The organism is Dolichospermum sp. LEGE 00246, assembly GCF_015207865.1.
In the GTDB taxonomy this organism is placed as follows: domain Bacteria; phylum Cyanobacteriota; class Cyanobacteriia; order Cyanobacteriales; family Nostocaceae; genus Dolichospermum; species Dolichospermum heterosporum.
In genome coordinates this window covers 1-8,999 of the sequence record NZ_JADEWA010000207.1, presented here as the reverse complement: position 1 = coordinate 8,999, position 8,999 = coordinate 1, and the positions used below count along the sequence as shown (strand labels likewise).

Genomic DNA, 8,999 nt, shown 5'->3' with positions numbered 1-8,999 from the left:
CTGGAAATACCAGAGCTACAGCCCGTAAGGTTGAGACATTAACAGGATCTCAAAGTTTTAGTGATTGGGTTGGAAGTGTTGATACTAACGATTACTATAGTTTCAATGTGGGAACACAAAGTAACTTGAGTCTGAATTTAACAGGCTTAACTGCCAATGCGGATGTTCAATTACTTAATAGTTCTGGAGGTGTAATTACCACTTCTGCAAAAACTGCCACCACTTCTGAATCCATTGCCAGTCTGTTGAGTGCAGGTGCTTATTTTGTGCGGGTATATCGGTCTAGTGGTGACACTAACTACAGTTTGTCGTTAAATGCTACACCTGTTGATAGTGCTGGAAATACCTTAGTGGCAGCCCGCAATGTTGGTGCATTAACAGGAACTCAAAGTTTTAGTGATTGGGTTGGAAGTGTTGATACTAACGATTACTATAGTTTCAATGTGGGAACACAAAGTAACTTTAGTTTGAGTTTAACAGGCTTAACTGCTAATGCGGATGTTGAATTACTCGATAGTTCTGGAGGTGTAATTACCACTTCTGCAAATACTGACACTACTTCTGAATCCATTACTAGTCTGTTGGGTATAGGTACTTATTATGCACGGGTGTATCAATTCAGTGGTGATACTAACTACAGTTTATCGTTGAATGCGACACCTGTTGATAATGCTGGAAATACCAGAGCTACAGCCCGTAAGGTTGAGACATTAACAGGATCTCAAAGTTTTAGTGATTGGGTTGGAAGTGTTGATACTAACGATTACTATAGTTTCAATGTGGGAACACAAAGTAACTTTAGTCTGAATTTAACAGGCTTAACTGCCAATGCGGATGTTGAATTACTTAATAGTTCTGGAGGTGTAATTACCACTTCTGCAAAAACTGCCACCACTTCTGAATCCATTACCAGTCTGTTGAATGCGGGAAGTTATTTTGTGCGGGTATATCGGTCTAGTGGTAACACTAACTACAGTTTGTCGTTAACTGTTGATAATGCGGGAAATACCCTAGCTAAAGCCCGTAATGTTGGCACATTAACAGCAACTCAAAGTTTTAATGATTGGGTAGGAAGTTCTGATACTAACGATTACTATAGTTTCAACGTGGGAACACAAAGTAACTTTAGTCTAAATTTAACAGGCTTAACTGCCGATGCAGATGTTGCGTTATTCAATAGTTCTGGTACTGTAATTTCCGGTTCTTATACTGATGGAATTGTTTCTGAATCCATTACTAGTCTGTTGAGTGCAGGTGCTTACTATGTGCGGGTGTTTCAATATAGTGGCGACACTAACTACAGTTTGTCCTTAAATGCTGCTGCTCTTCCTGTTGATAATGCGGGAAATACCCTAGCTAAAGCCCGTAATGTTGGCACATTAACAGCAACTCAAAGTTTTAGTGATTGGATAGGAACTGCTGATACTAACGATTACTATAGTTTCAACGTGGGAACACAAAGTAACTTTAGTCTAAATTTAACAGGCTTAACTGCCGATGCAGATGTTGAGTTATTCAATAGTTCTGGTACTGTAATTTCCGGTTCTTATACTGATGGAATTGTTTCTGAATCCATTGCCAGTCTGTTGAGTGCAGGTGCTTACTATGTGCGGGTGTTTCAATATAGTGGCGACACTAACTACAGTTTGTCCTTAAATGCTATTGCTCTTCCTGTTGATAATGCTGGAAATACCCTACCTACAGCCCGTAATGTTGGCACATTAACAGCAACTCAAAGTTTTAGTGATTGGATAGGAACTGCTGATACTAACGATTACTATAATTTCAATGTAGGCACACAAAGTAACTTTAGTCTAAATTTAACAGGCTTAACTGCCGATGCAGATGTTGAGTTATTCAATAGTTCTGGTACTGTAATTTCCTATTCTTATACTGATGGAATTGTTTCTGAATCCATTGCCAGTCTGTTGAGTGCAGGTGCTTACTATGTGCGGGTGTTTCAATATAGTGGCGACACTAACTACAGTTTGTCCTTAAATGCTACTGCTGTTGCACCAACTCCCACACCAACTCCCACACCGATTCCGACAGATTGGTACAGTCAAAATCTACTAGATGCTCAAATTATCACTTTAACCCGTTCCTTAGCTGCTGATGGTAATTTGAGTCGCAATGATATGATTTCCATTTTCCGCGATGCTAAAGATGGTAGTGTGATTGATGCCAATGAATTAACTGACTTACGGACTCTTGTTAGTAACTCTACCCTCTTCACTATGGTTGATTATGTGAAAGTCCTATCTAATAAGATTGCAAATGGTAATGCAGCTAACATTCGTTCCGGTTTTGGTAACTTGTTTGCCGATAGTAGTGATACCCAAATGGAAAATCTGATTGGTAAGTGGTTCTTAGGTACTGATCGCCCAGATACAGGTTATACCTATAGTTATGCTAGTGGTTCTCTGTTCCAAAATGGTGCTAGTGCTGATGATATTTACCAAGGAGCGGTGGGAGATTGCTATTATGTAGCAACTTTGGCTTCTATTGCCCAGGAAAAACCTGAGTACATCCAAAATATGTTTACGGACAATGGTGATAATACCTTCACTGTGCGTTTTTATAACAATGGTGTAGCTGATTATGTCACAGTAGATCGTTACTTACCAACTTATTCATCAGGTAATGCCGCTTATGCTGGTTGGGGTGGAGGTTCTTCTACTTCCACTAGCAATGAACTTTGGGTAGCTTTAGCAGAAAAAGCTTATGCTCAGTTAGCTGAATCTGGTTGGAGTCGTACTTACAGTGGTACTCAAAATAACTCCTATGCAGCTATAGAAGGTGGTTGGATGGATACAGTAATTCGCCAGGTAACAGGATTAAGTGCTACTTCCCAATCTGTCAGCAATATGACTCAAACCCAACTGATTAATTTGGTTAATTCTAATCAGGTGTTAACAGCGGGTTTTGTCTATGGCGCTGGTTATGGTGTTGTTGATGGTCATGCTTACACCATTACTGCCTATAATGCCACTAATGGAACTTTCCACTTACGTAACCCTTGGGGAAGTTACCACGCTGATGTAACCTGGTCTCAATTATTATCTTTGAGGGCGATTCTTCAATGGTCTAATACATAGGCATAGTTGAAAGCAGTATAAATAAGTAATTAGACAAAAATATTTACAGTCATTGCGAGCGAAGGGAAGCAATCACAACCCTTGGAATTGCTTGATTTCACTTCGTTCCATATGGCTAACGCCACGCTGCGCTAACGCAACGACATTGTGTAATTAATTCTGTCTCGCTACTTAATTAATGTTTGTACTGCTGTCTACTGGTTTAATAATGATTTGAATAATTAGAGGTGATTTGGTTGAAACCGTTATTATTACTTTTTAGTTTATTCGGTTTTGATAGTATGGTAAATTCTTGTAATTATTTACTTACAGATTTTTATAGTCAACCATCTTCACACTTACAGTCAAAAGCTGTTAATAAGAAAGTTATGATTAAGGTTTCTTTATTATCTCAAGAGAATAAATTACCACCTTTAGGTATTCCTCCCCAAAGGAATCGAGATATTGGTTTTGCGACTGTATTTGTCAGCTTAGAAAATCATCAGATGAAAAATCAAACGGTGATCATTGAAAATATTGAAGTTCGTAATATTTCTGATCATAAATTACAATCTTTTAGTTTTCAGCCAAAACAAATTGAATTAAAACCTTTAGAAAATTCGGTAATTGATATTCATTTAACTAATAAAACTGGCTATTCTGGAAAAGATCAAGTAAAAGCAATAATTACCTATCAAGTCGGAGAAGAAGTTAATAAAATTGAATCTCAAGCTGTTGAGGTTGATAGACATTAGCTAGTGTGTTAATTCTAAATCCCTTATCCCATAAGACTTCATGCACAAAATGTGTCGCCATATTTTTATAAGTCGGGGATCTAATTTTTAAAGTGTATTGATATCAATACCTTTGGCTTGCAATTTTGCTAATAAGGTTTGATAATTTTGACGTTCTTGTTCTGCACGTTGATATTCCTGCTCTGCACGTTGATATTCCTGCTCTGCACGTTGATTTAATTCCAGAGATGTGAGAAACTTCCGCCCTTCAGGATAATAAATTTCTAAATTATCTGCTGTTAATTCAAACCGTATTCCTAAACGGGGACTTATCCAATTATTGATTTCTTCAATCTCTTCTAGCCATGCTTGTTCAAGAATAAAACCTGTTAATTCGATTTTGTCTGGATTATAAACATAGTATTCTTCCACGCCATGACGTTGATAAAAAAGGAGTTTCTTTGCCATTTCTTGACTACGATTTCCTGGAGATAGAATTTCAAATACTACTTGAGGTGCAATATTATTTTCTTCCCATTGTTTGTAAGAACCTCTTTTACCTTTTGGTCTCCCGAAAATCACCATAACATCAGGTGCTTGACGAGTTTTTACACTTCCCTCAACTGGATACCAAAGTAAATCACCTGCGATGAAAACATCATTTTCTGATGCAAATAATATTTCTAAATTTTCTTTAATTTTAACTATCCATTCATAATGTTCTGTATTATCAGCCATGGGATTTCCATCACTATCAGGGTAGATGATTTCTGCTTGAGTTTCTGGTGTGAGTTGTTGTACCATTTCTGTAGCTCCATTTTACCCAAGGTAAATAAATTTTTTAACTTGACAGTGGCACTTATGAATCTATTGGTAATTGTATGTGAACTACCCACACTGACCTGACGGTACAGTGTGGGATTAGAAAGCGTAGTAGTAGATTTCTTTCGTCCTCTATTACTCATCGCCTCTCTTCAAGCAGGCTAGAGGATTCTGCTATTTTAGCTAAAATGTGCCAGGAATTGCTATGCTAAAACTATAATAACTATTAAGGAAACAATGCGATCGCCTACTCTGACCCCGACAATGACTGCTTTTCCCTTGGCTGCTGTGGTTGGTCAAGAAGCCATCAAGATAGCCTTACTGTTGACAGCAGTTGATCCCGTTTTGGGGGGTGTGGTAATTGCAGGTCGTCGTGGTACGGCTAAATCTGTGATGGCGCGTGCTATTCACGCTTTGTTACCACCTATTGAAGTTGTGAAAGGTTCTGTTAGCAACTGTGACCCCAATCACCCCGAAGAATGGGATGATAAACTTTTAGCGGAAGAAAGACAGGAGATAGAAACGGAAATTATCCCTGCACCTTTTTTGCAAATTCCTCTGGGGATTACGGAAGACCGACTTTTAGGTTCTGTGGACGTGGAACAGTCGGTTAAACAAGGTGATACAATCTTTCAACCGGGGTTACTGGCTACAGCTAATCGAGGTGTGCTGTATGTGGATGAAATCAACTTATTAGATGACCAAATTAGTAACCAACTGTTATCAGTATTATCCGATGGGCGGAATCAAATTGAACGGGAAGGAATTAGTTTTCAACATCCCTGCAAACCGTTGTTTATTGCCACCTATAATCCAGAAGAAGGGGCGCTCAGGGAACATTTACTTGATAGAATAGCGATCGCCTTATCAGCAGACGGAGTTCTGGGTATAGATCAAAGAGTACAGGCAGTTGAACAAGCGATCGCCTATTCCAAATCTCCCTCAGAATTTCTCCAACAATACAGCGAAGACATAGACTCCCTCAAAACCCAAATCATCCTGGCACGGGAATGGTTAAAAGAAGTTACCATTACCCAAGAGCAAATTGCCTATCTCGTCAATGAAGCCATTCGCGGAGGTGTAGAAGGACATCGTGCAGAACTATTTGCAGTCCGCGTAGCCAAAGCCGCAGCAGCCTTAGAAGGACGTAACACCGTCACCGCTGAAGATCTACGTCGGGCTGTGGAATTGGTGATAGTTCCCAGGACTACTATAATACAAACACCACCCCCAGACCAACCACCACCACCTCCCCCACCACCACAAGAAAGTCAAGACGAGTCGGAACAAGAAGAAGAACAAGAGGAAGAACAGGAAGAGGAAAAAGAAGAAGACCAAGAACAGCAAGAACCCCCAGACATTCCCGAAGAGTTTATCTTTGACCCCGAAGGGGTAATTCTCGACCCAGAAGTGCTTTATTTTACCCAAATGGCACAACGGCAAGGTAAATCAGGAAGTCGCAGTATTATCTTCTCAGACGATAGGGGACGGTACATTAAACCGATGATTCCCAAAGGTAAAGCTCGGAGAATAGCCGTAGATGCCACATTGCGAGCCGCAGCCCCGTATCAAAAAGCACGCCGCGCTAGACAACCTGGTAAAAAGGTGATTGTTGAACAGGGAGATATCCGTTCTAAACGGTTGGTGAGAAAAGCCGGTGCTTTAGTGGTGTTTGTTGTGGATGCTTCTGGTTCAATGGCTTTAAATAGAATGCAATCTGCCAAAGGTGCAGTTATGCAGCTTTTAACAGAAGCCTATCAAAACCGGGATCAAATCTCTTTGATCCCCTTCCGAGGAGAGCAAGCGGAAGTATTATTACCTCCTACCCGTTCCATTGCTTTAGCCAAAAATCGCTTAGAAAGATTACCCTGCGGTGGTGGTTCACCCCTCGCACATGGGTTAACTCAAGCCGTGCGGGTGGGGATAAATGCCCAAATGGGTGGGGATATCGGTCAAGTTGTTATCGTGGCAATTACTGATGGTCGTGGTAATATTCCTCTGGCTCGTTCTTTAGGTGAAACCATAGAACCGGGAGAAAAACCGGATATCAAAGCCGAATTATTAGATATTGCAGCCAGAATTCGGGCTTCAGGGATGCAATTATTGGTAATTGATACGGAAAGTAAGTTTGTATCAACTGGCTTTGCCAAGGAATTGGCGAAAACAGCAGGTGGTAAATATTATCATCTACCCAAAGCCACAGATAAAGCGATCGCCGCGATGACTAGGGGAGCGATCGCAGATATAAAATCTAGATAGTCTGAATCAGGGTTTACAGGATGTGAAAATAAATCCTGTTGACCCTCTTGTTTTGTAAATCCTGATTCTAATTTAGGCTGATTTTGCCACAGACCAAGAACGAACTTGACCTAAAGTTACAGGAATGCGATCGCTCACGTCAATAGTAAAAAGATAAACCTTTCTTGCCCTCAGTCCATTTTCGGGATCAAAAAACTTTAATTTCACATCATTCTTGGAAATATTTACATTATGTCATACAGTGATTTTACCCTCAGAAAAGTCAAGCAAACCTTTGGCATAAACACCATTGAAGATCAAAAGTTTCTGCCAGAAATCAAGCCAATAGCTGCTAGTACAACCCTAACTGATTTTTTAGTGGAAAGTTTACCATTAGCTATAGCAACAGGAAGTGAAAAAGCACGTTCTGAGTTAATCATTAGTCCGGTTTTACTGGAAGTCCGTAAGATATTACAAAGAAAAATTAGTCTATTCTCAGGTGCAGATTTTACTGTAGATTCGGCTTTAGGATTGAATGGAGTCTGTGATTTTGTTCTCAGTCTTTCACCGGAACAGTTAGAAGTTGAAGCACCCGCAGTTATGATTGTGGAAGCTAAAAAATCAGACTTAAATCCCGGTATTGGTCAGTGCATTGCGGAAATGATTGCTGCTCAAAAATTTAATGAAATTAATAATAAATCTATTCCTACAATTTATGGTAGCGTCACTAATGGTACTGTTTGGCGATTTCTGCAATTAACGGAACAAACTGTAACAATTGATTTTACAGATTATCCCCTTCCTCCTGTTGATGTCATTTTAGGAATTTTAGTTTGGATGGTAACTGCTGCTAATTAGATAATTGTCACCAATCAGGATATCCAGGATTTCAGGATTTTCAGGATGTCATTTAAATCCTGTAGTAGGTTGGGTTAAGCGACAGCGCAACAAAGTCTTTTATCTCGTTATCTCGTTCCCAGTCTCTGACTGGGAATGCGATTACAGAGGCTCTGACTCTGCTTTAATAGAAGGCAGAGCCTTCTAGAATTCATTCCCATACAGAGTATGGGAACGAGAAAGTCATAATGCGAGCATGGGGTTTACCATGTTGTTTTGCTCTAACGGGTGATGCCACGTAAACTACTCCTTCAATTAATTCGGCTTTTTTGAGATTCGGCATGGCATGATAACGCCGTTCAAATTCATGACGGGTTAATTTGTCGCCGTTTTCTAGGGGAGGAATAGTTAAGATGGGAGAAATTGTAGTAGTAGATATCATAATTTGCTCAAATTTTGCATAAAATGAAATTGTCTGAATCAGGATTTTCAGGATGTTATTTAAATCTTGTAAGTTGAGGGATGTTACCCAACATTTTGGTGATTTTGTGATTTAATTTTGTTGGGTTGCGCTGTTGCTTAACCCAACCTACATCTATTGTATTCATCCTGTTCATCCTTTAATCCTGGATATCCTGATTCAGACACTTTTTTATGTATGGTTTCAGATAGAGAACTCATGGTGATAAAGGAGTTTTTATTCCCCGTTTAACAGCTTCTGCTAAACCTTCAGATTTTTTTAATTATCCCATTTGATAAAGGGACATTGAAATTAATAATTCATAACGTTCTCCTGCTGTTAAACCAGTATTTTTCCTTTAGCTTGTAGTTCTCCCAATCGTTGATTTTGCACTACATCCATTTTTAAATTAGCTAATTCTAGAACTTCCTCATCGGAAATATCAGGAATGCTTGAATTAATGCTCATTTCTGAGAGATTATCTAAGGTAGGTAATACTATTTCTAGGGTGTCAAGTAAAACGTCTGATATCTCTCATGCTGTTGCTTCTCCAAGACGCTGGACAGAAGCAGCTAAACTTTCCGGTAAGTTAATAATTATGGGAATTGTCATAGAAAATAAAATTCTTTATTACAAATATAGTTTAGATAATGAAATTATCACCAATCAGGATTTCCAGGATTTCAGGATTTCCAGGATGTCATTTAAATCCTGTAGTAGGTTGGGTTAAGCGACAGCGCAACAAAGTCTTTTATCTCGTTATCTCGTTCCCAGTCTCTGACTTAAGGTACATCTTAGCCCCCTCATCGCTTGCGGGGAGGGGGTTGGGGG

The 8,999-nt window shown here is 39.4% G+C and carries 7 protein-coding genes and 2 pseudogenes; 5 read left to right on the top strand and 4 right to left on the bottom strand.

Annotated elements, in window-relative coordinates:
- The coding region (locus IQ228_RS14455; RefSeq protein WP_193963277.1) for a pre-peptidase C-terminal domain-containing protein at positions 1 to 3,098 on the top strand (3,098 nt) is incomplete at its 5' end.
- Positions 3,099 to 3,334: 236 nt separating this feature from the next.
- Positions 3,335 to 3,832: a hypothetical protein gene (locus IQ228_RS14450; protein WP_027404924.1), complete on the top strand. Its 498-nt coding sequence runs from the start codon at positions 3,335 to 3,337 to the stop codon at positions 3,830 to 3,832.
- 87 nt (positions 3,833 to 3,919) lie between these two features.
- Here the strand turns inward: IQ228_RS14450 and IQ228_RS14445 are convergent, their stop codons facing one another.
- A complete protein-coding gene (locus IQ228_RS14445; RefSeq protein WP_027404925.1) occupies positions 3,920 to 4,615 on the bottom strand; it encodes a Uma2 family endonuclease in 696 nt (231 codons plus the stop codon).
- Between the two features lie 255 nt (positions 4,616 to 4,870).
- Here IQ228_RS14445 and bchD point away from each other — a divergent pair, with 255 nt between their 5' ends.
- On the top strand, positions 4,871 to 6,892 hold the full coding sequence (gene bchD / locus IQ228_RS14440) for a magnesium chelatase ATPase subunit D (protein ID WP_193963275.1): 2,022 nt from the start codon (positions 4,871 to 4,873) through the stop codon (positions 6,890 to 6,892).
- A gap of 72 nt (positions 6,893 to 6,964) precedes the next feature.
- Here bchD and IQ228_RS14435 read toward each other — a convergent pair.
- A pseudogene (locus IQ228_RS14435) lies at positions 6,965 to 7,102 on the bottom strand (hypothetical protein); the annotation flags it as partial.
- Positions 7,103 to 7,123: 21 nt separating this feature from the next.
- Here IQ228_RS14435 and IQ228_RS14430 point away from each other — a divergent pair.
- Positions 7,124 to 7,729 (top strand): hypothetical protein, encoded by a 606-nt coding sequence (locus IQ228_RS14430; RefSeq protein WP_027404927.1) that lies wholly within the window; start codon positions 7,124 to 7,126, stop codon positions 7,727 to 7,729.
- Positions 7,730 to 7,934: 205 nt separating this feature from the next.
- Here the strand turns inward: IQ228_RS14430 and IQ228_RS14425 are convergent.
- Positions 7,935 to 8,150 (bottom strand): annotated as a pseudogene (locus IQ228_RS14425) (Uma2 family endonuclease); the annotation flags it as partial.
- Between the two features lie 357 nt (positions 8,151 to 8,507).
- Entirely contained in the window at positions 8,508 to 8,636 is a 129-nt protein-coding gene (locus IQ228_RS27170; RefSeq protein ID WP_255549975.1) for a hypothetical protein, read from the bottom strand.
- On the opposite strand from IQ228_RS27170, the gene IQ228_RS26660 reads away from it, so the two are divergent.
- Positions 8,629 to 8,898: a hypothetical protein gene (locus tag IQ228_RS26660; protein WP_228043878.1), complete on the top strand. Its 270-nt coding sequence runs from the start codon at positions 8,629 to 8,631 to the stop codon at positions 8,896 to 8,898. The genes IQ228_RS27170 and IQ228_RS26660 overlap by 8 nt on opposite strands.
- Positions 8,899 to 8,999: the final 101 nt, after the last annotated feature.

Excerpts from the sequence above, each read along its gene's own strand:
- IQ228_RS27170 (WP_255549975.1), bottom strand. The coding sequence starts at position 8,636 with ATGAGCATTAATTCAAGCATTCCTGATATTTCCGATGAGGAAGTTCTA.
- IQ228_RS14430 (WP_027404927.1), top strand. The coding sequence starts at position 7,124 with ATGTCATACAGTGATTTTACCCTCAGAAAAGTCAAGCAAACCTTTGGC.
- bchD (WP_193963275.1), top strand. The coding sequence starts at position 4,871 with ATGCGATCGCCTACTCTGACCCCGACAATGACTGCTTTTCCCTTGGCT.
- IQ228_RS14445 (WP_027404925.1), bottom strand. The coding sequence starts at position 4,615 with ATGGTACAACAACTCACACCAGAAACTCAAGCAGAAATCATCTACCCT.
- IQ228_RS26660 (WP_228043878.1), top strand. The coding sequence starts at position 8,629 with ATGCTCATTTCTGAGAGATTATCTAAGGTAGGTAATACTATTTCTAGG.